Source organism: Streptomyces sp. NBC_01381 (assembly GCF_026340305.1).
In the GTDB taxonomy this organism is placed as follows: domain Bacteria; phylum Actinomycetota; class Actinomycetes; order Streptomycetales; family Streptomycetaceae; genus Streptomyces.
On sequence record NZ_JAPEPI010000001.1, the window covers coordinates 395,133 to 420,916 of the forward strand.

General features: G+C 71.0%; 22 protein-coding genes and 1 tRNA gene. 6 read left to right on the forward strand and 17 right to left on the reverse strand.

Annotation, left to right across the window (positions count from 1 at the left end):
* Positions 1-349: 349 nt before the first annotated feature.
* Positions 350-811: a hypothetical protein gene (locus OG453_RS01945; RefSeq protein WP_266863848.1), complete on the reverse strand. Its 462-nt coding sequence runs from the start codon at positions 809-811 to the stop codon at positions 350-352.
* On the reverse strand, positions 811-2,262 hold the full coding sequence (locus tag OG453_RS01950; RefSeq protein WP_266863850.1) for a PLP-dependent aminotransferase family protein: 1,452 nt from the start codon (positions 2,260-2,262) through the stop codon (positions 811-813). The genes OG453_RS01945 and OG453_RS01950 overlap by 1 nt, the downstream gene beginning before the upstream one ends.
* Positions 2,263-2,404: 142 nt before the next feature.
* Here OG453_RS01950 and OG453_RS01955 point away from each other — a divergent pair, with 142 nt between their 5' ends.
* Complete coding sequence (locus OG453_RS01955) at positions 2,405-3,220, forward strand: alpha/beta fold hydrolase (RefSeq protein ID WP_266863852.1); 816 nt, start codon at positions 2,405-2,407, stop codon at positions 3,218-3,220.
* Positions 3,221-3,306: 86 nt separating this feature from the next.
* The gene (locus tag OG453_RS01960; RefSeq protein ID WP_266863854.1) at positions 3,307-3,780 is read left to right on the forward strand and encodes an FxLYD domain-containing protein; all 474 of its coding nucleotides are present in this window, start codon (positions 3,307-3,309) and stop codon (positions 3,778-3,780) included.
* A 7-nt stretch (positions 3,781-3,787) separates the two neighbouring features.
* Here the strand turns inward: OG453_RS01960 and OG453_RS01965 are convergent, their stop codons facing one another.
* Positions 3,788-4,492: a DUF1326 domain-containing protein gene (locus tag OG453_RS01965; RefSeq protein ID WP_266863856.1), complete on the reverse strand. Its 705-nt coding sequence runs from the start codon at positions 4,490-4,492 to the stop codon at positions 3,788-3,790.
* Between the two features lie 148 nt (positions 4,493-4,640).
* Between OG453_RS01965 and OG453_RS01970 the strand changes: the two genes are divergently transcribed.
* Positions 4,641-5,414, forward strand: a complete 774-nt coding sequence (locus OG453_RS01970; protein WP_266863858.1) for a DUF2182 domain-containing protein — start codon at positions 4,641-4,643, stop codon at positions 5,412-5,414.
* A gap of 18 nt (positions 5,415-5,432) precedes the next feature.
* Here OG453_RS01970 and OG453_RS01975 read toward each other — a convergent pair whose 3' ends face one another.
* The gene (locus OG453_RS01975) at positions 5,433-6,026 is read right to left on the reverse strand and encodes a TetR/AcrR family transcriptional regulator (protein ID WP_266863860.1); all 594 of its coding nucleotides are present in this window, start codon (positions 6,024-6,026) and stop codon (positions 5,433-5,435) included.
* 89 nt (positions 6,027-6,115) lie between these two features.
* Between OG453_RS01975 and OG453_RS01980 the strand changes: the two genes are divergently transcribed.
* Positions 6,116-6,685 (forward strand): hypothetical protein, encoded by a 570-nt coding sequence (locus tag OG453_RS01980; RefSeq protein WP_266863862.1) that lies wholly within the window; start codon positions 6,116-6,118, stop codon positions 6,683-6,685.
* Positions 6,686-6,751: 66 nt separating this feature from the next.
* Here OG453_RS01980 and OG453_RS01985 read toward each other — a convergent pair whose 3' ends face one another.
* The 3 genes from OG453_RS01985 to OG453_RS01995 are packed head-to-tail and all read right to left on the reverse strand — an operon-like array spanning position 6,752 to position 8,021.
* Positions 6,752-6,937, reverse strand: a complete 186-nt coding sequence (locus OG453_RS01985) for a hypothetical protein (protein WP_266863864.1) — start codon at positions 6,935-6,937, stop codon at positions 6,752-6,754.
* Entirely contained in the window at positions 6,934-7,092 is a 159-nt protein-coding gene (locus tag OG453_RS01990; RefSeq protein WP_266863866.1) for a hypothetical protein, read from the reverse strand. The genes OG453_RS01985 and OG453_RS01990 overlap by 4 nt, the downstream gene beginning before the upstream one ends.
* Before the next feature lie 41 nt (positions 7,093-7,133).
* The gene (locus OG453_RS01995; RefSeq protein WP_266863868.1) at positions 7,134-8,021 is read right to left on the reverse strand and encodes a YhjD/YihY/BrkB family envelope integrity protein; all 888 of its coding nucleotides are present in this window, start codon (positions 8,019-8,021) and stop codon (positions 7,134-7,136) included.
* A gap of 169 nt (positions 8,022-8,190) precedes the next feature.
* Here OG453_RS01995 and OG453_RS02000 point away from each other — a divergent pair, with 169 nt between their 5' ends.
* Positions 8,191-9,150: a hypothetical protein gene (locus tag OG453_RS02000; protein WP_266863870.1), complete on the forward strand. Its 960-nt coding sequence runs from the start codon at positions 8,191-8,193 to the stop codon at positions 9,148-9,150.
* Position 9,151: 1 nt separating this feature from the next.
* Here the strand turns inward: OG453_RS02000 and OG453_RS02005 are convergent, their stop codons facing one another.
* Both OG453_RS02005 and OG453_RS02010 read right to left on the reverse strand, forming a co-directional pair.
* Complete coding sequence (locus tag OG453_RS02005; RefSeq protein WP_266863872.1) at positions 9,152-10,453, reverse strand: diacylglycerol kinase family protein; 1,302 nt, start codon at positions 10,451-10,453, stop codon at positions 9,152-9,154.
* 25 nt (positions 10,454-10,478) lie between these two features.
* The gene (locus OG453_RS02010) at positions 10,479-11,774 is read right to left on the reverse strand and encodes a sodium:proton antiporter (protein WP_266863874.1); all 1,296 of its coding nucleotides are present in this window, start codon (positions 11,772-11,774) and stop codon (positions 10,479-10,481) included.
* Between the two features lie 237 nt (positions 11,775-12,011).
* Between OG453_RS02010 and OG453_RS02015 the strand changes: the two genes are divergently transcribed.
* On the forward strand, positions 12,012-13,331 hold the full coding sequence (locus OG453_RS02015; RefSeq protein ID WP_266863876.1) for a hypothetical protein: 1,320 nt from the start codon (positions 12,012-12,014) through the stop codon (positions 13,329-13,331).
* Between the two features lie 17 nt (positions 13,332-13,348).
* On the opposite strand, the gene OG453_RS02020 is transcribed toward OG453_RS02015, so the two are convergent.
* From OG453_RS02020 to OG453_RS02055, 8 genes are all read right to left on the reverse strand, one after another.
* Positions 13,349-13,422: transfer RNA gene (locus tag OG453_RS02020), tRNA-Thr, on the reverse strand.
* A 107-nt stretch (positions 13,423-13,529) separates the two neighbouring features.
* Entirely contained in the window at positions 13,530-15,074 is a 1,545-nt protein-coding gene (locus OG453_RS02025; RefSeq protein ID WP_266863878.1) for an alpha/beta hydrolase, read from the reverse strand.
* A gap of 121 nt (positions 15,075-15,195) precedes the next feature.
* A complete protein-coding gene (locus tag OG453_RS02030) occupies positions 15,196-16,401 on the reverse strand; it encodes a DNA polymerase III subunit delta' (protein WP_266863880.1) in 1,206 nt (401 codons plus the stop codon).
* Positions 16,402-16,515: 114 nt separating this feature from the next.
* Positions 16,516-19,533, reverse strand: coding sequence for a dTMP kinase (gene tmk / locus OG453_RS02035; RefSeq protein WP_266863882.1), 3,018 nt, complete (start codon positions 19,531-19,533; stop codon positions 16,516-16,518).
* Between the two features lie 201 nt (positions 19,534-19,734).
* Positions 19,735-22,569, reverse strand: coding sequence for a type I DNA topoisomerase (topA, locus tag OG453_RS02040; protein WP_266863884.1), 2,835 nt, complete (start codon positions 22,567-22,569; stop codon positions 19,735-19,737).
* A 296-nt stretch (positions 22,570-22,865) separates the two neighbouring features.
* Positions 22,866-23,063 carry a hypothetical protein gene (locus OG453_RS02045; protein WP_135334443.1) on the reverse strand — a complete coding sequence of 66 codons (198 nt, stop codon included), beginning with the start codon at positions 23,061-23,063 and terminating at the stop codon, positions 22,866-22,868.
* A 393-nt stretch (positions 23,064-23,456) separates the two neighbouring features.
* The gene (locus OG453_RS02050) at positions 23,457-24,983 is read right to left on the reverse strand and encodes a class I SAM-dependent methyltransferase (protein WP_266863888.1); all 1,527 of its coding nucleotides are present in this window, start codon (positions 24,981-24,983) and stop codon (positions 23,457-23,459) included.
* A 208-nt stretch (positions 24,984-25,191) separates the two neighbouring features.
* Positions 25,192-25,773 (reverse strand): small secreted protein, encoded by a 582-nt coding sequence (locus OG453_RS02055; protein ID WP_266863890.1) that lies wholly within the window; start codon positions 25,771-25,773, stop codon positions 25,192-25,194.
* Between the last annotated feature and the right edge of the window lie 11 nt (positions 25,774-25,784).

Genomic DNA, 25,784 nt, shown 5'->3' on the forward strand with positions numbered 1-25,784 from the left:
CATTTTCTTTCGGGGGCTGTCAACTCCCTTATTTTGCAGGCCACTTGAGGCCCCCTTGCTTACACGCTGCGTCTTGTGATGCCGATGAGCACGCCACCGTCGAGCACGGGCCACGGCCGTCCGACGCCCGCGCGGGGCCGATCCCGCCTCGGATACCGGCACCATTTACTCACCGGTTGATCACCATTCGCTCACGCGCCGACGGCTGCCCGGGGCTTCGCCTGCCTGCGCTGGCGACCGGCCCAACACGTAACCGGCGGTACGGGGCGGTGTCCGCTGCACGGTACATCTATCCGTTGTGCGGGGTGAGGGCGGGGCGTCGGATGCGGAGCGCGGACGCCGGGCCCGGCTACCCGCCGTACGGAACGACCACGACCTGGAATTCGTCCTCGTACACGACCCTCCCCGGATCCGACGACCGCAGCATCCGGCACTCGACGCCGTGCGCGTCGAGGATCTCCAGATAGCCCGGCACCCGCTCGATGAGGTGCGTGGCGGTCGACTTGAACCAGGCCACGGCTCCCGGGGTGAGCTCGGGGTCGTACACCGTCGGATCGACCTTCGAGGGGGTCGGGTAGGCGGCGTCGTACCAGTCGTTGTTGGCCCGCCGGAAGCGCTCCTGCTCCGGCGTCAGCTTCCCCTCCCGGGCAAGGCCGTTGACCAGCACGAACACTCCGGGAAAGTGCCCGCGTTCGTGCCGTACCGGCGACTGGAACCGTACGAACTCCGCCGCACCCTCCGGGCCCACCGTCTCCGTCGTCCCCGCTGTCCCCGCCGTCCCCGCCGTCCCCGCTGTCTCTTCATCACACATCAGCGCATCCTCGCATCGACGCCCGCACCCGGCCCCGCCCTGCGAGCAAGTTCGGCCAGTACTCCCAACGCGTCCCCGAGCACGTCCACCGGCGGCGACGCGAGCCCGATCCTGACCGCGCCGGGCGCGGACCGCTCCCCGATCGCGAAGGCAGAGCCGGGTGTCACGGCGACACCCCGCTCGGCCGCGGCGGCGACGAAGGCCTCGGCCCGCCAGTGGGACGGCAGCTCCCACCAGCAGAAATAGGAACGGGGGTCGACACGGACCCGCCCCGAGCGAGCCCTGGACCCCGCGACCGCGACGGCCCCCGTGCCCGCACCGGGGCGCACACCCGCCCCCGCACCCACCCCGAGCCGCTCCTCTACAACCCGATGCCGCACCGCCGCGTCGACGCGCTTGGCGGCGACCACCGAGTCCACCGTCCCGTCGCCGCACCACCGCACCGCGGCCTCCAGGTTCACGCCGCCCGCCGTCCAGGCCCCGGAGCGCAGGGTCCGCGCGAGAACGTCCAGATGGGCGGGCGGCGCGGTCAGCATGCCCACGGTGAGTCCGGGGGCGAGCCGCTTGGAGAGGCTGTCGACGAGAACGGTGCGGTCCGGGGCGTACGCGGCGAGCGGCGCGGGCGCGTCCTCGGCGAGGAAGGCCCATGTGGTGTCCTCGACGGCGTACAGATCCAACTCCCGCAACACACCCGCCAGTTCGGCCCGCCGCTCCGGACCGGCGGTCAGGGACAGCGGATTGTGCAGCGTCGGCTGTACGTACACCGCACTGAGCGGCGAAGCACTGCGGTGGACGGCGGCCAGCGCGTCCGGCCGTATCCCCTCCTCGTCCACGGCGACCGGCACCAGACTCACCCCGAGCCGCTCGGCAATGGCCTTGACCAGCGGATACGTCAGCTCCTCGACACCGAGACGGCCTCCAGGGCGTACGAGGGACGAGATCGCGGCGGCGATGGCCTGCCGCCCGTTGCCGGCGAAGAGGACATGGGCAGGGTCGGGCCGCCAGCCCGCCCGTGCCAGCACATCGGCGGCGGCCGCCCGCGCCTGCGGAGTGCCGTCGGCGGCGGCCGGGCGGCTTGCCTCAAGGAGGACGTCCGGCCGCAGCAGCGGGGCGATGCCGCGGGCCATCAGCTCGGACTGCCCTTGCGTGACGGGGTAGTTGAGCTCCAGGTTCACCGGTGGCGCGTCCGCCCCTCGCGGCCGCTCGGCGAGCGAGGCGGACCCGCCGGGGTGCGGGGGCGCGGCCCTCACGAAGGTGCCACGCCCGACCTCGCCCACCGCGAGCCCCCGCCGCACGAGCTCGCCGTACACGCGGATGGCGGTGGAGTTGGCGATCCGCCGCTGCCGAGCGAAGGCCCGCTGCGTGGGCAACTGATCCCCGGGCCGCAACAAGCCGCGCTCGATCTCCCCGGCCACTTCATCGGCAACGAGCCGATAGTCACTGCGCGCCACAGCAAGAACCCCCAAGAAATCCAGCAGCCGCCAACACAGAGAACCCCCACGTGAACCCCCGGCAATCGCGCACCCCGCACACATTGCACCGAGAGCAAAGACCCTATTGCACCGCCGAGTTGCCCCCGCCTAGCCTCCCCCCATGGCAACCGCGCACCTCAACGGCATCACCATCGGCTACGACGACGAAGGCCCCGGCGGTGAAAACCCAGCCGCCGAAGGGCCGCCCCCACCCCTGCTCCTCATCCACGGCCACCCTTTCGACCGCACGATGTGGACCCCCCAGCGCACCGCCTTCTCCGCGACCCACCGCGTCATCACCCCAGACCTCCGCGGCTACGGCGAGACGGACGTGGTCCCCGGCACCACCCCCTTCGCCACCTTCGCCGCCGACATCCTCGCCCTGCTCGACCACCTCGGCGTGACCCGCTGCGCGCTCGGCGGCCTCTCCATGGGCGGCCAGATCGCGATGGAGTGCCTCCGGCTGTTCCCCGAGCGGATCAGCGGCCTGCTCCTGGCCGACACCTTCCCGGCCGCCGAGACGGACGGGGGCAAGGCCTGGCGCAACGCCATGGCCGACCGGCTCCTTGCCGAGGGCATGAAGCCGTACGCCGATGAAGTGCTGGACAAGATGGCCGCCCCGTACAACCCGCGAGCCGCGGCCCACGTGCACCGCATGATGCTGGCCGCGCCACCGGAGGGCGCGGCGGCGGCCCTGCGGGGCAGGGCCGAACGCCCGGACTACCGGGCCCTGTTGACCGGCGTCACGGTCCCCGCCCTGATCGTCGTCGGCCGTGACGACACGTACACACCGGTGTCCGACGCCGAGGCCATGCGCGACGCGATCCCCGGCGCGGAGCTGTGCGTGGTGGAGTCGGCGGCCCACCTGCCGAACCTGGAGCAGCCGGAGGTGTTCAACGCGGCGGTGCGCACATGGCTGACCCGCATCAACACCTGACCCTGCCCCCTCCTCCTCCCATCTCCCCCACCCATACGGACTGCCCCGCCTCGCGCCCGCCGCCCATCGCCCCGAAGGTGGTCGGCATGGAGCCCACCCGTACCGCCACCGCGACCCGTGTCGCCGCCGCGGCCTGCACCGCCCTGCTCGCCCTCACGGTCACCGCCTGCACGGACGAAGACGTCGACAAGGCCAAGGACACCGTCGCATCGGCCACGGCCAAGGCGGGCGACGTGGTCGCGTCCGCCACGGAAGCGGCTGCCTCCGAGCTGGCGAAGGTCAAGGACGGCGTGAACGCCAAGGGCGACGTGAAGGCAGCGGACGCCAAGCCCGACGGCGACCGGATCACCGCCGAGATCACCGCCACCAACAGCTCGGACAAGAAGGCGGACTACACGATCTCCGTCAACTTCCGTGACAGCGACGGCAATCTCCTCGACGCGGTCGTCCTGAACATCAACGGCGTGGACCCGGGCTCTTCCAAGTCCGGCACGGCCCGCAGCAACCGAAGCCTGTCCGGCACCCCGAAGGTGGAGATCGGCCAGGCACTGCGCCACTGAACGCGTCTCAGTTCGGCCCCGCCCAGTCGAAGGTGATGTGCTTGCTGGACTGCCCCTGGCGGCTCCAGCTGAAGCCGAAGGCGTCGGCACGGTCGGCCGTCGAGCGGCCCCAGGTCGCCACCTGGCCCGGACCGGTCTCCGATCCCGGCAGGTTGGTCGACTGCACGCGCGCGCCCTCGGGCGTCGTCGGTCCGGTGAGCGCCGTCGCACCGGCCTCGACCCGGCCCGGAACGGTGGCCCGCCATCCGCCCAGGTCGTCGTCGACCTGAATGTCGATGGGGGCGAAGTCCATGCCGCGCATCTCGGCACCGAACATGCTGATCATTTCGGCGGGCCAGCTGCCCGCCTGACCACTGAAGATCATCTGCAATGCCTCGCGCTGCGCGTCGTCGGCCCTCTCGTCGAAGAAGACGCCCGCGTACGCGTCGGAGTGTTCGGCCCACACATTGCCGACGAACGAGCCGACCATCAGCACGTTGAGGCCGTCCAGCGGAACATCTCCGTAGTGCCCCTCGCGTACATGCCAGGCCAGGACTCCCTCGCAGTCTCCGTACGTGGGCGGCTCGGCGAACGAACACGGGCACGGCACATTGCACTTGCAGGTGTCGAACCAGTCCCCGGACGCATGCCACTTCGGAACAGTCGGAGCGGCCGCCTGACCTGCTGCCTCTGCTGCCTCTGCTGCCTCTGCTGCCTCTGCTGCCTCAGCCATATCCGCCGCCTCCTCGAGGCCCGCACCTCCATTGTCCTCCCGTTGTCGCGCGACCCGCCGCTTTCTGTGCTGACCTGGAACTGTGTTCCATGACCGGGCAGCGCTCTCCGCGCCCCTGAGGCCGGGCAATCTCCTCCCGGCCCGGGAGATGACCATCGCCTGGTCCGTCATGGTGGTGCTCGCACTGCTCGCGTGGCTGCTCACGGCCGCCCAGGCCGGTGACATGGACATGGATATGGAGCCGGGGACCATGGGCCTCGGCCTGCCCCTGTTCCTGCTGCTGTGGGTGACCATGATGGTCGCGATGATGTTCCCGTCCGTGGCACCGGTGGCCATCACCTGGGTCCGGGCCATCGGCCGTCAGTCCTCCGGAGCCGCCCGCACGGCACGGATCGCCCAGTTCGTGGCCGGGTACCTGATCGCCTGGACGGCGTTCGGTCTCTGTGTGTACGGGATTCTCACCGTGACCGGCGACCTGGTCGACGGCCACCCCGAAGCCGGGCGCTGGATCGGCGCCGGCGCCTTCCTGCTCGCCGGACTCCACCAATTCAGTCCGCTGAAGAACATGTGCCTGCGCCACTGCCGAAGCCCCATCGGCCAACTCGTGCGCTACGCCGGATACCGGCCACGCGCCCGTGACCTGCGCGTCGGCGCCCATCACGGGCTCTACTGCGTCGGCTGCTGCTGGGGACTCATGATCGTCCTCATCCCCCTTGGCGCGATGAACATCGCGGCGATGGCCGGAGTCGCGGTCGTCATCTTCGTCGAGAAACTGTGGCGCCTCGGCCCGGTGTTCAGCGCCGCGATCGGCGTGCTGTTCCTGGTCCTGGCCGCACTGGCCCCGTTCCAGAGCTGGCTGCTGCCGGGTCTGGAACATCACGGCCCGTCGATGGAGCCAATGACGATGACGCTCAGGGGGTGAGCGAGGCTCAGGGGGCGCTCAGGGGCTGAGCGACCGCAGAATCCTCTCCGGCAGGACGCGCGCGGCCTCGTCGAGGTCGACATCGTCGATACCGGACAGCCACCGGCGCGCGGTCGCGACGACCGGCCCCAGGACCAGCGCCTCGATCAAGGGCACGGCCAGCGGGGCGACCTCGCCCGACTCGATGTGCTGCCGCATCCACGCGGCCATCGGCGAGAGCCTGGCCTCCTGGGCATCGCGGAGCTGCCTGGCCTGCGCCATCCCGAGCCGGTCGGCGTAGGAGGAGTGCAGGAGCCGGGACGCGTCCGGGTGCTCCTGGATGAACGTCAGGTAGACCCGCACGAGGGCGCGGATGCCGGTCCGGGCGGTCCGGGAGCGCTCCACGGCCGCGGCGAGCTCGCCGAGCAGCCGCCCGAGCCAGCGCTGCAGCAGGGCGTTCATGAGGCCGTCGACGCTGCCGAAGTGGTGGTAGAGGCTGCCGAGACTGACCCCGCTGGCTTTGGTGAGGGCGCTGACGGTGACGCCCTGCTCGCCGGAGTCGGCGTACACCTGAAGCGCGGCGCCCAGGAGGCGGTCGGCGGTTTCCTCGCCGCGTTGTTGCTTGGGGCTCATGGTGACACCCAGCGTAAGGCACACAATTTCTAGAACCATTTTCTAGAAAACTGTTCCAGGAAACCCACCCACTGATCCACACTGCTCCCATGCCCGAACCCACACCGCCCACGCCCCGGCCGGGCGCCGCCCCCGGCTCCAGCGCCCGAAGCTGCCTGGCCGTGCTCGGCGTCGCCGGCGCCGTGCTCCTCGTCATCCTGCTCCTGAACCAGGGCGACGACGATGACAGCACCGTCGCCCCCGACCCGACGACCAGCTACGGGACCTACGACCCGTCGACCAGCACACCGACGTACTCCAACGATCCGTACGAGACCGACGATCCGTACGAGACCGACGGTCCATACGACAGCGCGACCGACCCGGCAGCCACTCCCACGAGCGATGCCCCCACCCCATACGACTCGGGCACCTGCCTCAACGGCACGCTGCCGGACTCCGAGACCGCGCAGGAGGTCAGCGACATCGACGAGGTGTCCTGCTCCGCGTCCGACGCCCATTACCGGGTGATCGAGAGCATCCCCATGACGTCGGACCTGAGCACCTGCAGCGACAACTCCCAGACGCAGTACGCCTTCTCCTCCCGCTACACCCTCAACGGAACGACGATCAACGAGTACGTGTACTGCCTGGTCGGCATCGGCTCGTACGCCCGCTGAACGCCGCCCCCCAGTGGTACGTCGAGGCCGGCAAAGTAAGGGCCCGAAGGCCAGGCCTGCCGATGGTCAGCCGACGCCGTCCAACAGCAGGCCGAGCCGGATGTCGAACCAGTCCCGCTCGTGTCGCCACGCCTGAGCCGCACCCGCGAGGAGCCTGCTCAGCCCGTCGATGGTGAGCGACCGCCAGCGGTAGCCGCCGAGGATCTCCACCAGCGCCTCGGCGCACTCCTCCTGCGGGCTCGGCCGTGTCATCGGACCGCGGGGACGGGGCACCATCTGCCCGCCGTCCGTGGCGGCCACCGCACGGCGGAGACCAGCTCCGCGGTGAACGACTGCCACGCGAACGGTTCCAGCGCGGCACGGACCGCGTCGACCCGGGCATCGCCCGCCGGTACCACCACCGCCATCGAGACCACCTCACCCGCCAGGCGTCGGACGACTCCGATCGTCACACGCTGTCGCCGCCCTGTGAGGGCCTGCCGCCGGCGGGCGGCCGGTCGCGCGCGTCGGCCGCAGGAGAGCCCAGCCAGCGCGGGAACGGTCCTGAAAGAGCCGTGACCTGGCCGAGGCCGATTCCGGCGACGATCACGCAGCACGCCGCGATCAGCCACGAGAGCAGCGTGAAGACGTAGCCGAGCGATCCGAACTGCGCGAGGCTCCGTTTCATGGCCGCGGGCATGAACAACCCCGACAGATACGCGAACGTCACCATGCCGACGCCCGTCAGCACGGCTCCCGGCAGCAGCGGCGCCCACCTGATGCGCGCGCCGAGCAGCAGATGCTGCGTCCACCACCACAGCAGTACGGCCGTCACCAGCGAGAGCAGCACTCCGAGCCAGGTGCCGGCCCCGAACCCGTGGCGCAACGGGGCCTGGAACAGCACCGCGGTCAGCCATCCCGCCAGCCACACCAGCCAGCGCCAGGCGGTCACCCGCGCGCCCCCTTTGGGCAGATCCCAGCAGCGCTCGCACACCTGCTGCAGGGCCCGGCTCAGGGCGGTCGCCGAGATGAGCGCGACGACGAGGCCGACGCCTCCGTAGGTGTCCTTCGTGACGCCTTGGGCGGTGAACGACTGCTCGATCGTGTCGACCGGTGCGTCCCCGCCCAGCAGAGCCTGAACGGAGTCGGCCAGCAGGTCCTTGACACCACTGGGCGCGAACGCGGCCACGACGATGAGCAGCGGCAGCGCGGCCAGGAAGAGCTGGGCCGCGAGGCGCGCGCTGGCATCCATCCAGCGCACGCTGATCAGCCGTGCGAGCATCCGCCCGACCAGCGGTGTCCGCCGGGGGAACTCCTGGGCCGCCCTGGCCCAGTCCCGGAGCTGCTTGCGGTTCACGGTCCATTCGTCGCACAGAAAGGCCGCCACCGCCTTCAGGGGCTCGCTTCAGGTGCGCTTCGTGCGCGCTTCCTGTGCGCTTCATACGGGTGAATGAGCTGCCGCAGGAGATCGACAAGGCGGAAGGGCGCGATCGGTTGGCTAGCCTGCGGCGGGTGAAGGACCGCGAGTGAAGGACGGCGAGTCAGCGGGGCGTCGCACTCCTGGCGCCGCCAGGAAGCTGTTGCGTACGGTCCGCGCGGATCCCCGGCACATGCCGGAGCGGATGGCCGTGTTCGCGGTCGAGTCCCTCGGCCCATCGGCCGCGGAATGGGTCGCCCGGCGACGGTCCGAGCAGCCGGCGCGGGCCGCGGACACCGATGAACTGCGCATCCAGGTGGTCCACCGGGGAGTTCGCTCATCCGTCGCGGAAGGCTCCTTCCTGGGCGGGCCGTTCATGGCGCTGCTGCCGATCGCGTTCTGCGGTGCGCTGCTCGCCCAGTTCCGTATGGTGCTCGAACTCTCGGCCCTGTCCGGTCTCGACCCCAGGGACGACACGATCGTGGCCCACCTGCTCGTCATCCAGGGCGTCCATCCGACCGTCGCCGAGGCGGAGGCGGCACTGCGGGAGGCACGATCCGCCGTCGTGAGCGGTGGGGCCAGGGCCAGTTGGTGGAGCACCGTCAGGAGACTGGCGTACCTCATCGGACTGGTCACGCCCCAGGACCGGCCGCGCGGGAAGCTGCGCAGGGCCGCGGTGTGGGCGGGCACGGGCGCGCTGGTCCTCATCGGCACCGTGGTGCCGTTCGTCTGGGTTCCGGTGTGCGCGGAGATGTACCGGCGCGCGACCAACCAGCTCGCCGCGGTCGCCGCACGCTACTTCGCACTGCACGGGGGCACGGATGTGCTGCACGGGGGCACGGACGTACTGCCGCCCGGCGGCCCGGCGACGCAGCGTGCCACCGTGCGCCCGGGATTCCTGCTGGCGACCGTGCGGGTCCTGCTGGCCTGCACGGCGCCGGTCGTGATCGTGGTGGTCGTACTGGCCGCCGACATCCGCGTCGCCGACGAGCACTGGAGCACGGTGCTGCTCGCGTTCCTCGCCGTCTCCGCGGTGGCCGCGCTGCTGTGGTACCGGCGCCGCCGCTGACTCATCCGCGCGCCAGCGCCAGATCGCGCAGTCGCCGCCAGTCCAGGCGCGACCGCGGCCGGGAAACGCCGGGGCGGTGGCGGGGGACGCGCACGCGCAGCGCCCGGGGACGGCTCACGACGGGTACGGGCGTCGGGAAGGACAGCGCCTCGCCGTCGACGCCGACCTGTACTTCCGGCACGTCGGCATCGATGACGACTTCTCGTGCGGTCACGACGGTGAGCCCGGACGAGCGTCTGCCGCGGAGCAGTTCGGCCGCCTGCACCGCGTTGTCGACCTTGATGGCCAGCACCCCGAGGACACCGGCGTCGAGCCGGTCCCGGCGGCCCAGGCCGGCCCGGTCACCAGGGCGGTACGGGTTGTTGCTCACGAGTACGGCCTGGGGGGAGGTGATCCTCAGGGAGGCGCCCTGAACGGTGAGGCGGGAGCCGAGGTGATGGGTCAGGGCGTCCGGCAGCATCCGGAGGATGGTGTGGATCTTGTCGTCGCGGTACGCGGGACTCCGCACCACCTCCGCGTAGGCGCCGAACGACACGTTGTTGACGAAGGTGCGCTCACCGATGCGACCGAGGTCGATGCGGAGTTCGACCCCGTCGGTGAGCGCCTCCAGGCACCTGGACGGGTCCTCACGGTCCAGTCCCAGGTCGAGGGCGAAGTGATTCCGGGTTCCGGCCGGCATCACCATGAAGGGGATGCCGTGCTCGGCCGCCACACCGGCGACGAGGGCCTGCGTGCCGTCTCCGCCGGCGACGCCGAGGAGATCCGCGCCGTTCGTCACGGCGTCGCGCGCGAGCGCCGCCACGTCCTGAGGGTGCGCGGGGTCCAGCAACACGACCCGGGCGCCCAGGGCTTCGGCCTTCTCCTGCAGCCCGAACCTTCCCACCTTCCCGCCACCGGAACGCGGATTCATGATGAGGAACGGGCGCTCGGGCGGAGGGGTGCGGTATTCGGCCTGAGCCGTTCGCCCGCCGTCCTCGCCGAGCGCGGCCCAGCCGGCGAAGCACGCCACGGCCCACAACGCGAGCACGGCGGACAGCACCCAGAACACGTCGACCGCGACGAACAGCGCGATCACGGCCACCTGTACGGCCACGGCGAGGGCGAGCGCGAGTGCCCTGATCAGGCCCTTGCGACTGAAGGCCCACCACAGCCCGGCCGCGCTGACGGCGAGTCCGATCAGCGCGACGGCGGCAAGACCCAGACTCCTGAGGCCCGCGACCACCAGGGGAAGAACCACGGCAGCCACCGCCGCGGCGACAGCCAGCCGAGCCGCCCACCGTGGCGCCGAACTACCGCCGCTCATGATTCCTCCGTAGCTCGTCGATGCCCTACCGCGTGGTGGACGCGGACCCGGCGTCTTTCTCGTCGGGCATCCCCTCGCGCAGCTGCGGGCGCCGGGCAGCGGCCTTCTTGTGCCAATCGCCGTACCGCTCCGTGAGAACGACGGCGGACACCCCGTGCAGCACGATGCTCAGCGCGACGGTGACCGCGACCACCTCGCCGATGATCCGGACCCCCGGGACGTGCTCTTCCACGACGAGCAGCCCGAAAACGATGGAGGCGAGCCCGCGCGGCCCGAACCACCCGATGTAGGCGACGGTGGGAAGGGCCAGACCGCTCCCGGCCAGCGAAAGCGCGACGGGCAGCATCCGCACCACGGTGAGGCTCAGCACGGCGTACGTGATGATCCGCCAGTCGAGGTGCTCCAGCGCCGGACCGAGCAGGACGGCGCCGAAGACCAGGAAACTCAAGGACGCGAGCAGCTCCGCCAGATGCTCCGCAAGGCCGGCCGTGTCCTCGTCGACGGGCGGCGCGTCCGCTGCCTCGCCCTGCCGCAGGGAGACACCGAAGGCGAAGCCGGCCACCCAGGCCGCGATGAACCCGCTGCCGTCGACGACGACCGCCAGCGTGTACGAGCCCGCCGCCACGGCAAGGACGAACACCTGCTGCCAGCCACGAGTGGCCAAGCCCCGGCCGCGCGACCAGCGCAACAGCCACCCGCCGATCCTTCCGACGGCCAGGCCGAGCACGGTGCTGAGCACGAGCGCGCGCCAGAAGGCCCCGGCGATTCCCTCCTCCGAGGCCGCTGTGTCGGGCAGCGCCGCGAGGAAGAGCACGAAGAAGGGCAGCACCATCCCGTCGTTGAGGCCACTCTCGACATTGAGGCCGCCGCGCACGAGCGAGGGGACACGCGGACTGGAGACCGTGGTCTTGCCCAGAGCGGCGTCGGTCGGGGCCAGGATCGCCCCGACCAGCGCCAGCTCCCATGCGGTCAGTCCCGGCAGCAGGGGCCAGGCAAGGAGCCAGCCGGCCCCGATGGTCAGCGGCAGTCCGATCCCCAGCAGCCGCCGGGGGAGGAATCCGCCGACGCGCAGATCACGTCGGCGCACGGACATCGCGTCGGTCACCAGGACGATCGTCAGGGCCGCTTCGACCAGGGTGAGCACCGGCCCCGCCTCATGCTCCAGCTCGAGAAGGCCGAGGCCGACCGGGCCGATGGCCACCCCGAAGCCGGTGAACACCATCGGTGCCGACACGGCAGTCGTGGCCAGCCGCCGGGAGAACAGCGCATACCCCGCCGTGACGGCGGCTATGGCGGCCCCGGTCCACGCGCTGCCGCTCACTGAGCCCTCCCCGGCCTGTCGTCGTGCAGGAGAAATCCAAGAATTTCACCCCATGGTCGGACTTGGATACGTCCATATCCGGCACCGACACGACGACCGGGTCCCGTGTGCTCGGGGTGCGGATGCGGCGCCACGCACTCCGAATGGCGTACCCCGCCATGCCGTATCCCCGGCAACCAGGACCAATGGGTAGAGCGGCAGCCACGCAGACAGGGGCACTTCAATCCTGGAGGACGGATGACCAGCCCGCCGGAACCATCGGATGTCCCCGCCCCGGAGGCTTCACCGTCGGACGGCAAGTCGCACGCGGCCCGTCCGGCCAGAATCGCACGGAAGACCGTCTCGGCAGTGCTGATCTTCCTCGCCTGCATCCTGGTCCCCCTATCGGTGCTGACCGTCTGGGTGCACGACATCGTCCTCGACACGGACCGGTACGTCGAGACGGTCGAACCGCTCGCCTCCGACCCCGCGATCGAGGACGCCGCGCACAACCGAATCGTCCAGGCGGTGGACGTACGCGTCGACGGCAAACGGGCCACCGCCGACATCGCGGCCTGGCTGGAGTCTCAAGGACTGCCGCCCCGCGCCGCCCAGGCGGTGAAGGGGCTGGCTCCTCAGCTGGACGCGGCCGTGACCGGTGCCGCGGACAAAGTGGCAACGCGCTTCGTCGAGAGCGACAGGTTCGAGAAGGTGTGGACCACCGCCAACCGTGAGGCCCATTCGGCTCTGGTGCACGCCCTGACCGGAAAGGGACGCGGGTCGGTCGGCGTCGACGACGGCACCGTGACCCTCGATGTCGGCGCCGCCGTCGAGGAGGTCAAGAAGGACCTCGTCGATGCCGGTGTGACACCGGCCGAGCACATCCCGGACGTCAACAAGAAGATGGTGCTCATCCAGTCCGACAAGCTCAAGAGCGTGCAGAGCGCCGGGCACGCACTCGACGTGGCCGGCACCTGGCTGCCCGCGCTGACGGTCGTCATCGGAGCGGCAGGCGTATTTCTCGCGTACCGCCGCCGACGCGCACTGGCAAAGACCGCCCTGGGTGCCGCGGTGGCCTGTCTGATCGTGGCCATCGTCCTGGTCGTCGCCCGCCGCTACTACCTGGACCATCTCCCCCCGCAGGTGCAGTCGGAGGCGGCCGCGGCAGCGATCTTCGATCACCTCCTGCACTTCCTGCGGGTCACGTTGCGCACCGTGATCGTGCTCGGCGTGATCATCGCTCTCGGCGCGTATTTCGTCGGACCCGGCCGAGGGGCCAACGCCGTACGGTCCACGTCCGAGCGCACCGCCGACTCCGCGGCCCGCTGGGCGGACACCCACAACATCCGCACCGGCCGCGTGGGCACCTGGACGGCGGAGCACCGGCGCTGGGTCACGATCGGTGCCCTGCTGGTCCTGGCCCTGGTGTTCGCCCTGTGGAACCACCCCACGGTCCTGACGGTGCTGCTGCTGGTGCTCATCCTCCTGGCGGCGCTCGCACTGATCGCACTCATCGCGGCAACCGGCCGCAGGACACTGGCGACAGGCCATGAAAAAACCCCAGGCCACGGCGAGTGAGTCCTGGGGTTAATCCGAGCCGCCTTCGGGATTCGAACCCGAGACCTACGCATTACGAGTGCGTTGCTCTGGCCATCTGAGCTAAGGCGGCGCGCGTCCCGCACCTATGGTGCGATCAGCAACGCGGCCAAGTCTACACAGTTTCCAAGGGTGCTCCGTACACGCCCCTTGGACGCGCCCCGAACACCCCCGGCACCGCTATGAGCAGCGCTTTCCGTCCTTCGGGGCGGTGCCCTCCAGGAGGTAGGCGTTGATCGTCGAGTCGATGCAGTCGCTGCCCCGGCCGTACGCCGTGTGGCCGTCGCCCTCGTAGGTGAGGAGCCTGCCGGAGGAGAGCTGGTCGGCCAGGGACTCGGCCCAGTGGTACGGGGTGGCCGGGTCGCGGGTCGTGCCGGCCACGACGATCGGGGCGGCGCCCTTCGCCTCGATGCGGCGCGGCTCACCCGTCGCCTTCACCGGCCAGTACGCGCAGTTCAGCGAGGCCCAGGCGAGGCCCTCGCCGAAGACCGGGGATGCCTTGTCGAAGTCGGGGAGTGCCTTCTTCACCTCGTCGGGGGAGGCGAAGGCGGGCGGCAGATCCAGGCAGTTCACGGCCGCGTTGGCGAACATGAGGTTCGCGTACGTTCCGTCGCCGTCGCGCTCGTAGTAGCTGTCCGAGAGCGAGAGGAGGCCCGCGCCGTCCTTGTCCTTCATCGCCGCGTCCAGCGCCGTGCGCAGCTGGGGCCAGGCCGCCTCGTCGTACATCGCGGCGATCACACCCGTCGTGGCGAGCGCCTCGCCGAGCTTGCGGCCGTCGGGGTCCCCGGCGGGGATCGGCGCGCCGTCCAGGTCGTCGAAGAAGGACTTCAGGCGCTTCCCCGCGTCCTGCGGGTTCTCCGTGCCCAGCGGGCAGTCCGCCCGCCGCACGCAGTCCTTGGCGAACGACTGGAACGCCGTCTCGAAGCCCGCCGTCTGGTCGCGGTTCATCCGCCGGGCCGGCAGCGACGGGTCCATCGCGCCGTCCAGGACCAGGCGGCCGACGCGGTCGGGATAGAGCCCGGCGTACGTCGCCCCCAGGAACGTGCCGTACGAAGCGCCCACGTATGTCAGCTTCTCGTCGCCGAGCACCTCCCGCAGGAGGTCCATGTCGCGGGCGGCCTCGACCGTGGAGACGTGCGGGAGCATCTCGGCGGACCGCTTCTCGCAGCCTTCCGCGAACTCCTTGAAGGAGGCGGTGAGTTCGCCTGTCTCGCGCGTGTCGTCGGGAGTGATGTCCGTCTGCGTGTACGCGTCCATCTGCTTGCCGTCGAGGCAGTTGACGGGCTCGCTGCGGGCCACGCCGCGCGGGTCGACCGCGACCATGTCGTAGCGGGCGCGGACCTCTTCGGGGTAACCGAGCGCCGCGTACGACTGGAGATAGCCGATCGCCGAGCCGCCGGGACCGCCCGGGTTGACCTGGAGCGAGCCGAGGCGCTTGCCGGGGCCCGTGGCCTTCTTGCGGGAGACGGCCAGCTTGATCTCCTCGCCGCCCGGCTTGTCGTAGTCCAGCGGCGCCTTCATCGTGGAGCACTCGAAGCCCGGGACGCCGCACTCGCGCCACTTCAGCTTCTGCCCGTAGAAGGGCGCGAGCCCTTCCGGAGTCGCGCGGGGCAGCGCGGCCATGGACGCGTCCGCAGTCGAACTCCCGGCCGAGCAGCCGGAGATCAGCAGGCCGGCGGCCAGGAACACGGTGGCTGGGGTACGGAGTCCTCTGACGATGCGCATCAGGCGAGAGTAACCGTCCGAGATCATCCGGTCGCCCTCAGTGCTCGTATGGGTGACTCGGTCAATCTCCGGGCCGGAATGTCGCGTTCGCCCCTCCGAGAGACCCTCCGGAGGGGGCCGGTCAGCCCGCGCGCAGCGCCATCGTCATCGCCTCGACCGCAAGGAGCGGGGCCACATTGCGGTCCAGGGCGGTGCGGCAGGCGCTGATCGCCTCGATGCGGCGGAGCGTGGACTCGGGTGAGGTGCCGCGCGCCATGCGCTCCAGCATGTCCTGCACCTCCATGTTGGCGATGGCCACGCGGGAGCCGAGCTGCAGCGTAAGGACGTCTCTGTAGACACCGGTCAGGTCGATCAGGGCGAGGTCGAGGCTGTCGCGCTGGGTGCGGGTCCTGCGGCGCTTCTGCCTGTCCTCCAGGTCCTTCATCACGCCCGCCGTGCCGCGCGGCATCCGGCCGCCCTTCTCCGCGCCGAGTGCCGCCTTCAGGTCGTCCGTCTCCTTCACGTCGACCTCTTCGGCGACCTGCTTCGCGTCCTCGCCCGCCGTGTCGATCAGCTCCTGCGCGGCCTTGAGGCAGCCGCCGATCTCCTCGACCCGCAGCGGCATCTTGAGCACGGCGGCCCGGCGCTCACGCGCCCGCGGGTCGGTCGCCAGGCGCCGGGCGCGGCCGATATGACCCTGCGTGGCACGGGCGGCGGCCGCGGCGACATCCGGCTCGATGCCGTCACGTCGTACGAGCACGTCAGCGACGGCGTCCACAGAGGGCGTGCGCAGCGTCAGGTGGCGGCAGCGGGAGCGGATCGTGGGCAGCACGTCCTCCAGGGAAGGCGCGCAGAGCAGCCACACCGTGCGGGGCGCGGGCTCCTCGACGGCCTTCAGGAGGACGTTGCCCGCGCCCTCGGTGAGGCGGTCGGCGTCCTCCAGGACGATGACCTGCCAGCGCCCGCCGGCGGGCGAGAGCTGGGCCCGCCGCACGAGGTCGCGGGTCTCCTTCACGCCGATGGACAGCAGGTCCGTACGCACCACTTCCACGTCGGCGTGCGTACCGACCAGGCTCGTATGACATCCGTCGCAGAATCCGCAGCCTGGTACGCCGCCGAGCGCGCGGTCCGGGCTCGTGCACTGGAGCGCGGCGGCGAAGGCACGGGCGGCGGTGGACCGCCCGGAGCCGGGCGGCCCGGTGAAGAGCCAGGCGTGCGTCATCTTCGACGCCGCGGGGGGCGCGGTGCCCGTGGCCACGGCGGTGACGAGGGCGTCGGCGTCCCGAGCGGCAGCCGCCAGCTGCTCGCTCACCCGCTCCTGGCCCACCAGGTCATCCCATACGGCCATGGGTCACCGCCTCCGCCTTGCGTCTTTCGCCGCACTTTTCGCTGCCGGTTTCATTGTGGGGCAGCCCACTGACAACGCCCGCCGATCGCGGTGCGGGCAGCGGCACCGCAGCGCTCAGCGCCCGTTCCGCCCGCGGTCGTCCTCGTCGTCCCGCGAACCGAGCAACTCATCCGCCAAGGACGGCAGATCGTCCAGCGGAGTCTCCTCCGCCCAGTCGGAGCGCGGCCGCTGCCGGGGCGCACCCTGCTCATCGACCTGGGGCAGCTCGCGGGTCCGGTCGTTCCCGCCGGCAGGCGAGGGGCGCTCGTCCCGGAAGTACCCCGGCGGCACCTTGTCCTCCCGGACGGGCGGCAGCACGGCCGTCTCGTCCACGGCCCCGGCGGGGGCCGACGGCTGCGGCATCACCTCGGTGTCCTCAGCCCCGGAGGTCTGCGGGGTCACGACAGGCGTGGGCACGGTCGTCTCGTTGTCCGGCGCCGGAGCAGGGGCGGGGGCAGGGGCAGGGGCGGGAGCCGCAGCAGCGGAAGCCGCCGCCCGCGCAGAAGCCGCCTCGGCCTGAGCCGCGGCCAGCCGCCGCGCCTCCTCGGCCCGCAGCAACGCCTCCTCGGCCTTGCGCTGCTTCTCGATCCGCCGCGCCTCCGCCTCGGCCCGAAGCCGCGCCTCTTCCTCCGCCTCCCGGCGGCGCCGCGCCTCCTCGGCCGCGCGCACCTTCTCCTCGGCGAGCAGCCGCGCCTGCTCCTCCTCGGCCCGGCGCTTCGCCTCCTCGGCGCGCTGCCTGGCCTCTTCCGCCTGCCGTTCGGCCTCCAGGCGCTGCGCCTCCTCCAGCTCGCGGCGCGCGCGCTCCTCCTCCTCGGCACGGAGCTTGGCGATCTGCTCCTGGCGCTCGCGCTCGATCCGCTCCTCCTCGGCCTTCCGCGCGGCCTCTTCCTCGGCCTTGCGGCGCGCCTCTTCCTCGGCGGCCTTGCGGGCCTCTTCCTGCGCCTTCACCTCGGCCTCGGAGAGCGGAAGGACGAGGTCGAGCCGGTGCCGGATCACGGTGGTGACGGCCTCCGGCTCCTGCGCCGCGTCGACCACCAGATAGCGCCCCGGGTCGGCGGCGGCGAGCGTCAGGAAACCGGACCGCACGCGCGCGTGGAACTCGGCGGGCTCCGACTCAAGTCGGTCGGGTGCCTCCGTGAACCGCTCGCGAGCGGCCTCGGGGGACACGTCGAGCAGGCACGTCAGATGCGGTACGAGTCCGCCCGTGGCCCACCGGTTGATCCGGGCGACCTCGGTCGGCGACAGATCGCGGCCCGCGCCCTGGTAGGCGACGGACGAGTCGATGTACCGGTCGGAGATGACCACGGCGCCACGCTCAAGGGCGGGCCGTACGACGGTGTCGACGTGCTCGGCGCGGTCGGCCGCGTACAGCAGCGCCTCGGCCCGGTGCGAAAGACCGGCCGAAGACACATCGAGCAGGATCGACCGCAGCCGCTTCCCCACCGGGGTGGCCCCCGGCTCGCGCGTCACCACGACCTCGTGGCCCTTGGCCCGGATCCACTCGGCGAGCGCCTCGGCCTGCGTCGACTTGCCCGCGCCGTCGCCGCCCTCCAGGGCGATGAAGAAGCCCGTGCCTGCGGGCGCCTGCAGCGGGTCGTCGCCGCCGCGCAGCGCGTCGCGCAGGTCGTGCCGCAGCGGTACGCCCTGCCGGTCGTCGACCTTGGCGAGCACCAGCGCGGCCACCGGCAGGAGCAGCGCGCCCACCAGCATCAGCGTGAAGGCGGCGCCACCGTGGTCGAAGACGAACTTGCCGTTGACGAAGCGGTGCGGGCCGATCGCGGCGGCGACCACGGGGGCCACCAGGGCGCCGAGCGCCACGAAGAGACGTACGACCGCCTGGAGATGCTCGGCCGTGCGGGCCCGCCGGTAGTCCTCGACCTCCTGGTCGAGCAGCGCGTGCCCGGTGTTGGCTGCGACGCCCGCGGCCACACCGGTGAGCGCGAGGAGCAGCAGCACGGTCGTCACGTCGGGCACCAGGCCCGCGGCGAGCAGTGCGACTCCGGTGACGGCGATGGCGAGCGCGAGCAGCCGGCGGCGCGACAGCGAGGGCAGCACGGACGGTGCCGTACGGATGCCGACGGCGGTGCCGCCGGTCAGCGCGAGGACGATCAGGCCGTACGTGACGGGCCCGCCGTCCAGGTCCTTGGCGTGCAGCACGGCGACGGCCACGGCGGCCGCGATGGCCCCGGCGATCGCGGCGCAGGCGGCGACGAGCAGCGGGATCGCGCCGGTGCGGCCCTTGTCGGTGCCGGCGCCGGTGCGCGGCCTGCGGAGCCCTTCGAGGGGGCTACGCGCGCGTGGCGTCTGCGTGGCGGGAAGTTCGAGGAAGTAGACGATCGACAGCGAGGCCGCGAAGAGCCCGGCGGCGACGAACGAGGCGAGCCCCGCCTGGTGCACCTCGAACCACTCGAGACCGGTACCCAGCAGGTTGCCGACCAGCGTGACGGCGACGAGCGCGGCGGCCGCGATGGGCAGCGCCACGAATCCCGTACGCAGCGAAAGGCGCCGCAGCGCGTCCATGTGGTCCGGCAGCGGCCGTACCGTCGCGCCCTCCAGCGGCGGCGCGGGCAGCAGCGCGGGCGCCGCGCTCTCCCGGCACACCGTCCAGAAGCGCTCGGCGACGCCGATCACGAAGGCGGTGACAAGGAGCACCGCGAGCGCGTTCTCCGAAGTCCAGTCGATCCACAGCGGCGCGACGATCAGCAGCGCGGCCCGCAGACCGTCCGCCACGACCATCGTCCAGCGCCGGTCCAGCGGCCCGTCGGGCGAGGTGAGCGAGCTGAGCGGTCCGAGAAGCACCGCTCCGAAGAGCAGCGTCGCGAGAACGCGTGCTCCGAAGACAGCGGTTACGGCGAACGCGACCCCTCGGTACCCGCCCCCGAAGGCCGCCTCGGAGATCGCCGCCTGCAGGGCGAGGACCACCAGGACGAGGAGCGCGAGTGCGTCGCCGACACCGCCGACGAGCTGTGCGCTCCACAGCCGCTTCAGCTGCGGTGTGCGCAGCAAGGCGCGGACGGCACGCTCTCGGGAATCTGCGACCAGGGCGTCGTCGGGGGCCGGGTTCCCGGCCGTTGGCTGCTCGGCACGCGTCATCCGTCCAGCCTATCTGGACGCACCGCCTCCCCGAGGCGCCACCCGAACATGCGACCGCTTCTCACCGCCTCCGTTGTGGGCAGGCGTTCCGCACGGCGAGTGGGGTCTCCCCTGCTCGAGCGAAGCCGAGAGCTTGGGGAAGGGTGGGCACAACGCTCCACTGCCGGGCACCGATAAACCAGGCGCCCGGCAACGGAAACGTCAGTCCTCCGAAGCAGCAGCCTTAGTAGAAGCCGCAGCCTTCTTGGCAGTAGCGGTGGTCTTCTTGGCAGCAGTCTTCTTAGCCGCAGTCTTAGAAGTCGCCGTCTTCTTGGCCGCGGTCTTCTTAGCGGCAGCCTTCTTCGCAGGAGCCTTCTTCGCCGCCTTCTTGGCGGTCTTCTTCGCCGGCCCCTTCGCCCGCTTCTCCGCGAGCAGCTCATAGCCCCGCTCAGGAGTGATGTCCTCGACGGAGTCCGCGGCCCGCAGGGTCGCGTTCGTCTCGCCATCAGTGACGTACGCCCCGAAGCGCCCGTCCTTGACGACGACCGGCTTCCCGCTGACCGGGTCCTCGCCGAGCTCCTTCAGCGGCGGCTTGGCCGCGGCCCGCCCCCGCTGCTTGGGCTGCGCGTAGATCGCGAGCGCCTCTTCCAACGTGATGTTGAAGAGCTGCTCCTCGGTCTCGATGGACCGCGAGTCCGTGCCCTTCTTCAGGTACGGCCCGTAGCGCCCGTTCTGCGCGGTGATCTCGACGCCCTCGGCGTCGGCACCCACCACACGCGGCAGGGACATCAGCTTCAGCGCGTCCTCAAGCGTCACCGTGTCGAGCGACATGGACTTGAAGAGCGAGGCCGTCCGCGGCTTCACCGCGTTCTTGCCGGTCTTCGGAGTGCCCTCGGGGAGCACCTCGGTGACGTACGGGCCGTAACGGCCGTCCTTGGCGACGATCTCGTGACCCGACGTGGGGTCGGTGCCCAGCGCGAAGTCACCGCTCGGCTTGGCGAGCAGCTCCTCGGCGTAGTCGACGGTCAGCTCGTCCGGCGGCAGGTCGTCGGGCACGTCGGCACGCTGGTGGCCCTCCGCGTCCTTCTCGCCCCGCTCGATGTACGGGCCGTAGCGGCCGACCCGCAGCACGATGCCCTCGCCGACGGGGAAGGAGGAGATCTCCCGGGCGTCGATCGCGCCCAGGTCGGTCACCAGCTCCTTGAGCCCGCCGAGGTGGTCGCCGTCGCCGTTGCCGGCGCTTGAGGCGGCCCCCGCGTCGTCGCCCTCGCCGAAGTAGAACCGCTTCAGCCACGGCACGGCCTGCGCCTCGCCCCGCGCGATGCGGTCGAGGTCGTCCTCCATGCGCGCCGTGAAGTCGTAGTCGACGAGCCGCCCGAAGTGCTTCTCGAGCAGATTGACGACCGCGAAGCTCAGGAAGGAGGGCACGAGGGCCGTCCCCTTCTTGAAGACGTACCCGCGGTCGAGGATGGTCCCGATGATCGACGCGTACGTCGACGGGCGACCGATCTCGCGCTCTTCCAGCTCCTTGACCAGCGACGCCTCGGTGTAGCGGGCCGGGGGCTTCGTCGCGTGGCCGTCGACCGAGATCTCCTCGGCGGAGAGCGCGTCGCCCTCGCTGACCTGCGGAAGCCTGCGCTCGCGGTCGTCCAGCTCGGCGTTCGGGTCGTCCGCGCCCTCGACGTACGCCTTGAGGAAGCCGTGGAAGGTGATGGTCTTGCCGGACGCGCTGAACTCGGCGTCGCGGCCGTCGGCTGCCGTGCCGCCGATCTTCACCGTGACGGAGTTTCCGGTCGCGTCCTTCATCTGGGAGGCGACGGTCCGCTTCCAGATCAGCTCGTAGAGCCGGAACTGGTCGCCGGTCAGGCCGGTCTCGGCGGGCGTGCGGAAACGATCACCCGAGGGACGGATCGCCTCGTGCGCCTCCTGCGCGTTCTTGACCTTCCCGGCGTACGTGCGGGGCTTGTCCGGCAGGTAGTCGGCGCCGTACAGCTGCGTGACCTGCGCGCGAGCGGCGCCGATCGCCGTGTCGGACAGCGTCGTGGAGTCCGTACGCATGTAGGTGATGAAGCCGTTCTCGTACAGCTTCTGGGCCACCTGCATGGTCGCCTTCGCACCGAAGCCGAGCTTGCGCGAGGCCTCCTGCTGCATCGTCGTCGTACGGAACGGCGCGTACGGAGAGCGGCGATAGGGCTTGGACTCGACGGAGCGGACCGAGAACCGGGTGTTCTCCAGGGCCGCGGCGAGCGCACGGGCGTTCGTCTCGTCGAGGTGCAGGGTGTCGGACTTGAGCTGCCCGACCGAGTTGAAGTCGCGGCCCTGCGCGATGCGCTTGCCGTCGACCGTGGTGAGGCGGGCGACCAGCTGCGAGGGGTCGGACGCGTCACCGGTGCGGCCGGTGCCGAAGGTGCCCGTCAGGTCCCAGTACTCGGCGGAGCGGAAGGCGATGCGCTCGCGCTCCCGCTCGACGACGAGGCGGGTCGCCACGGACTGGACGCGGCCGGCCGACAGGCGCGGCATGACCTTCTTCCACAAGACCGGCGAGACCTCGTAGCCGTAGAGACGGTCGAGGATGCGGCGGGTCTCCTGGGCGTCGACCATGCGCTTGTTGAGGTCGCGGGGGGAGGCGACGGCCTCCTGGATCGCGGCCTTGGTGATCTCGTGGAACACCATGCGCTTGACCGGGACCTTGGGCTTCAGGACCTCGAGGAGGTGCCACGCGATGGCTTCGCCCTCGCGGTCCTCATCGGTGGCGAGGAAGAGTTCGTCGGAGTCCTTCAGCAGGTCCTTGAGCTTCTTGACCTGCGCCTTCTTGTCGGCGTTGACGACATAGATGGGCTCGAAGTCGTTCTCGACGTCCACGCCGAGCCGGCGCACCTCGCCGGTGTACTTCTCGGGGACCTCCGCGGCGCCGCTGGGGAGGTCGCGGATGTGCCCGACGCTTGCCTCGACTACGTAGCCGGGGCCGAGGTAACCCTTGATCGTCTTCGCCTTGGCAGGCGACTCGACGATGACGAGTCGGCGGCCGCCCTTTGCGGTCTCGCTGGTCGGGGACAACTTCGCTCTTCTCTCCGGTCGGTACTCGGTGGCCGTACTGGCTGGCCTCGCTCGCTGCGCTTGAGTTGCGCCGTCGCTGCGGAGTGTGACGGTACATCCCGCCCCCGTGTCAAACGGGAAAAGCCCGCAACGGCCACTCGAACGGTAACCCGACTACCGCCCTTCCTGCCGCCCGGAGTGGCGACCTGCTCTTTGACCACCGGCGGCGGGCCTACGGCCCGGCCCCGCCGCGCATCCGCCGACATCGTCCGCGCGGCCACCGCCACCTACCGTCACAGCGGGGTGAGGCATCACACTCACAGCCGGGTGAAGCACCACACTCCGAGCACCAGTGCACCCGCTCCGGCGAGCGCGGCGAGCGTCGCCGATGCGACAGGGTTCACACCGTGGGCGACGGGTGCGCGGTGTGCCACGCGTGCCCCGGTCCAGAGCAGCAGCCCGGCTCCGAACAGCGCGAACACCGTGCCCGCGAAGATCGCTGGCCCACTCTCCATGGCATTTCCTCCCCGTACCGACTTCCCGGCTTGGGAACTTGGCACGCCCGGGAAGCCGGGGCGCGAACCCCGGGTTAACGGCGGGCGCCCGGCGCGCGTCACCGCCGGCGCACACCGCTCCGTACACGCCTTCGGGACCCGCCGGCAGACCGACGGCGCCCAACTCGACCGGAACTCGTCGCCACGGAGCCTGTTCGCGCCGTACGCACCTTCTTGTGGACCACTGTGCGACGCCGCGCCCCACGGCACCGGTACCGACCCGATGCGGTCCCTGTTTTCCGGTGCTCTTCGGCACGCAAACCGACCCGATGGCCCAGTGCGGGCGCGGTCGCGTACGGGACCTGCCGTACCGCCATCGCCCGCAGGCGGCTACCCGCCTGGACGCATGGCGTGCTAGACCCCGGCCGGCTCCAGGAAGCCCTGCTCCACGAGCAGCCGGATCTGCGCGGGCGTGCGGTCCCGCAGCAATACGGGGTCCTCCCCGACCAGTTGGGCGATCGCGTCGAGAATCCGCCCGGCGCTCAGCGACCCGTCGCACACCCCGGCGAAGCCCGCCCCCACCGTGTCCACCTTGGTGGCGCGCCGCATCCCGCGGTGCTGGCGCAGGACGACATGCTCCGGGTCCTCGGCACCCGGCAGCCCGACCTGTTCCTGCACGACCTCGTCGGCGAGCTTGAAGTGCCCGGCGAGCAGCGCGGCGTCGTCGTGCGCCCGCAGGAAGTCCTGGCGCGCGAAGTGCGCCCGCACCGTCTCGCCGAGCGGCTGCTCTACGGGGTGCGGCCACTCCTCCACCGTCACCGACGGCTCGGCGGCCCGTGATCCGGCACCGGTCTTGCGCAGGGTGATCCAGCCGAACCCGACGGCGCGCGTCTTACGGGCGTCGAACTCGTCGAGCCACGCGTCGTACCGCGCCGCGTACTCCTCCGGATCCGTCCGGTGATCCCCCGCGTCCCGCAGCCACAGCTCGGCGTACTGCGTGATGTCCTGCACCTCGCGCTGCACGATCCACGCGTCGCACCCACGCGGCACCCAGGAGCGGAGCCGCTCGGTCCACTCTTCGCCGTCCACGTGCTGCCAGTTGGCCAGGAAGTGCGCGTACCCCCCTTCGTTCAGTCTTGCCCCCGCCTGCTGAACGAGCGACCGGCACAGATCGTCCCCGCTCATCCCGCCGTCGCGGTAGGTGAGCCGCGCCCCGGGCGAGATCACGAAGGGCGGATTGGACACGATGAGGTCGTACGTTTCCTCGCCCACCGGCTCGAAGAGCGAGCCCTCGAGCACGGTGGCGACGGGGGCCCCGGACAGCGCGAGGGTGAGCCGGGTGATGTGCAGTGCCCGGGGGTTGAGGTCCGTCGCGGTGACCCGCGTCGCGTGCTGCGCGGCGTGCAGCGCCTGGATCCCGGAGCCGGTGCCGAGGTCGAGCGCGCTCTCCACCGGCGTACGCACGGTGAGCCCCGCGAGCGTCGTGGACGCCCCGCCGACCCCGAGCACGACGCCCTCGTCATGGCTGCCGATGCCACCGGCACCGCCGACCGCGCACCCGAGGTCCGAGACGATGAACCAGTCCTCGCCGTCAGGACCGCCGTACGGCCGCACGTCCACGGTCGCCGCGAGTCCGCCGTCCGCCTCGGCCAGCCAACCGCTCTCCAGGAGAGCGTCGACCGGCAGAACCGCCGCCACGCGCGCGTGCGGCACGGTCCGCTGCAACAGGAAGAGCCGTACGAGCGTCTCCAGCGCCCCGTCACCACGCGTGGCCCGCAGCGCGGGCACGGTCTCGCTGCGCGCGAGCGCGGCATAGGCGGGCGCCCCAAGGAGTTCGAGCAGCCCATCAGCGGTGAAGTCGACCGCCAGCAGGGCTTCCCGCAACTGAGCGGCAACATCGAGACGATCGGACGAGGGCAGGGGGGCGCTAGCAATACTCACCCCCTCATTGTGACCCGCATCCACCCATCCCCGCTGTCTGCAGTCGGCGGCCCAGGCTGTGGGCAGTCAGCCGCTCCCGTTGTGGGCAGGCGTTCCGCACGGCGGAACGGGTGGGCACAGCCCACAGCCGCCGGGCACCGACACAACGCAACGCTGCCCCGACGCCGGGGGAACCCAGCTCCAGGGCAGCACAGCAAAAAGGGAGTCCCTAGGACGCAGAAGGCGTAGCGGAAGCCGACTTACAGCTGTCCTGCTTGCTCATCGCCTTCCCCACCTCACCCTCCTGCAACTTCTCCAACGCCTCGTTCCCACTCTTGCTCAGCTTGTCCAACTCACCCGCGACGGACTTCAGCCCATCCGCGAAGTCCGCCTGGTTCTTGGTGTCGAGCCCGTCGACCTTCTTCTTCAGGTCGCCGTACGACTTGGAGATCGCGTTCAGCTCCTTGACCGCGTCATCGGTCTTCTTCTGACCCCCGTCGACCGGCGGGGCACCCGCGTCCTTCACTGCGGCGCCCATCGCCTTGTAGGCGTCGGACATGTCCTGGAACGCCTTGGAGTCGGTCTTCTGGACGTCCTCCGGCGAGCTGTTGTCCGAGGTTTCCTTCTGGATCGCGGCATTGGCGTCAGCGATCTTCTTCGACTGCGGCTGCACCGAGTCGCAGACGTCCTTGGCCCAGGCGTCCAGCTCCTCGTTCCCGTCGTCGCTGCAGCCCGACAGCGCCAGTACCAGTACCGCACCGCCGGACAGTGCGGCAGCAAGCTTCTTGTTCACCGGATTGGTCCCTTCCATGGCTCTCGGCC

What these genes read in the sequence shown, in the direction of transcription:
- OG453_RS01945 (WP_266863848.1), bottom strand. Translation starts at nt 811, where the DNA reads ATGTGTGATGAAGAGACAGCGGGGACGGCGGGGACGGCGGGGACAGCG.
- OG453_RS02045 (WP_135334443.1), bottom strand. Translation starts at nt 23,063, where the DNA reads ATGGAGAGTGGGCCAGCGATCTTCGCGGGCACGGTGTTCGCGCTGTTC.
- OG453_RS01970 (WP_266863858.1), top strand. Translation starts at nt 4,641, where the DNA reads ATGACCATCGCCTGGTCCGTCATGGTGGTGCTCGCACTGCTCGCGTGG.
- OG453_RS01955 (WP_266863852.1), top strand. Translation starts at nt 2,405, where the DNA reads ATGGCAACCGCGCACCTCAACGGCATCACCATCGGCTACGACGACGAA.
- OG453_RS02005 (WP_266863872.1), bottom strand. Translation starts at nt 10,453, where the DNA reads ATGAGCGGCGGTAGTTCGGCGCCACGGTGGGCGGCTCGGCTGGCTGTC.
- OG453_RS01985 (WP_266863864.1), bottom strand. Translation starts at nt 6,937, where the DNA reads ATGACACGGCCGAGCCCGCAGGAGGAGTGCGCCGAGGCGCTGGTGGAG.
- OG453_RS02025 (WP_266863878.1), bottom strand. Translation starts at nt 15,074, where the DNA reads ATGCGCATCGTCAGAGGACTCCGTACCCCAGCCACCGTGTTCCTGGCC.
- tmk (WP_266863882.1), bottom strand. Translation starts at nt 19,533, where the DNA reads ATGACGCGTGCCGAGCAGCCAACGGCCGGGAACCCGGCCCCCGACGAC.
- OG453_RS01975 (WP_266863860.1), bottom strand. Translation starts at nt 6,026, where the DNA reads ATGAGCCCCAAGCAACAACGCGGCGAGGAAACCGCCGACCGCCTCCTG.
- OG453_RS01980 (WP_266863862.1), top strand. Translation starts at nt 6,116, where the DNA reads ATGCCCGAACCCACACCGCCCACGCCCCGGCCGGGCGCCGCCCCCGGC.
- OG453_RS01990 (WP_266863866.1), bottom strand. Translation starts at nt 7,092, where the DNA reads ATGGCGGTGGTGGTACCGGCGGGCGATGCCCGGGTCGACGCGGTCCGT.
- OG453_RS02015 (WP_266863876.1), top strand. Translation starts at nt 12,012, where the DNA reads ATGACCAGCCCGCCGGAACCATCGGATGTCCCCGCCCCGGAGGCTTCA.
- OG453_RS02055 (WP_266863890.1), bottom strand. Translation starts at nt 25,773, where the DNA reads ATGGAAGGGACCAATCCGGTGAACAAGAAGCTTGCTGCCGCACTGTCC.
- OG453_RS02030 (WP_266863880.1), bottom strand. Translation starts at nt 16,401, where the DNA reads ATGGCCGTATGGGATGACCTGGTGGGCCAGGAGCGGGTGAGCGAGCAG.
- OG453_RS01965 (WP_266863856.1), bottom strand. Translation starts at nt 4,492, where the DNA reads ATGGCTGAGGCAGCAGAGGCAGCAGAGGCAGCAGAGGCAGCAGAGGCA.
- OG453_RS01960 (WP_266863854.1), top strand. Translation starts at nt 3,307, where the DNA reads ATGGAGCCCACCCGTACCGCCACCGCGACCCGTGTCGCCGCCGCGGCC.